This is a genomic window from Xinfangfangia pollutisoli, from assembly GCF_020179405.1.
In the GTDB taxonomy this organism is placed as follows: domain Bacteria; phylum Pseudomonadota; class Alphaproteobacteria; order Rhodobacterales; family Rhodobacteraceae; genus Pseudogemmobacter; species Pseudogemmobacter pollutisoli.
This window is the reverse complement of the sequence record NZ_JAICBZ010000184.1, coordinates 1-837: the sequence shown is the minus strand read 5'-3', so window position 1 is coordinate 837 and position 837 is coordinate 1. Positions and strand designations below refer to the sequence as shown.

1 protein-coding gene is annotated in these 837 nt (G+C 60.9%); it reads left to right on the top strand.

Annotated features, from left to right (window positions below; translation table 11 throughout):
• Positions 1-28: 28 nt before the first annotated feature.
• Positions 29-837, top strand: an 809-nt coding sequence (gene purU / locus K1Y73_RS21940; protein WP_225030538.1) for a formyltetrahydrofolate deformylase, incomplete at its 3' end; no start/stop codon positions are given.

The window sequence follows — 837 nt, the reverse complement described above, 5'->3', positions numbered from 1 at the left end:
CAAGACATATTCCGAGCGGAGACCCAAGATGACGAAATACTGCCTGACCGTGGCCTGCCCGACCAAGCGCGGCATCGTGGCCGCCATCGCCGGCTATCTGGCCGAAAACGGCTGCAACATCACCGACAGCTCGCAATTCGACGATCTGCAGACCAACCGCTTCTTCATGCGCGTCAGCTTCACCGCCGAGACCGGCGCCGCCCTGGCCGATCTGGAAAAGGGCTTTGCCACCATCGCCAAATCCTTCGCGATGACGGCGAAATTCCATGACGAAGCGACGAAGATGAAGGTCATCATCATGGTCAGCCGCTTCGGCCATTGCCTGAACGACCTCTTGTATCGCTGGCGCATCGGCGCCCTGCCGATCGAGATCGTCGCGGTGATCTCGAACCACATGGACTATCAGAAAGTGGTGGTGAACCACGATATCCCCTTCTACTGCATCAAGGTCACCAAGGAAAACAAGCCCAAGGCCGAGGCCGAGCAGATGCGCATCGTGCGCGACACCGGGGCCGAGCTGATCGTGCTGGCGCGCTACATGCAGGTGCTGTCGGATGAGATGTGCCGCGAAATGTCGGGCCGGATCATCAACATCCACCATTCCTTCCTGCCCTCGTTCAAGGGCGCGAACCCCTACAAGCAGGCCTATGAGCGCGGCGTGAAGCTGATCGGGGCGACCAGCCACTATGTCACCGCCGATCTGGACGAGGGCCCGATCATCGAACAGGACACGGTGCGCATCACCCATGCGCAATCGGCCGATGACTATGTCAGCCTGGGCCGCGATGTGGAAAGCCAGGTGCTGGCCCGCGCCATCCACGCCCATATCCACCGCCG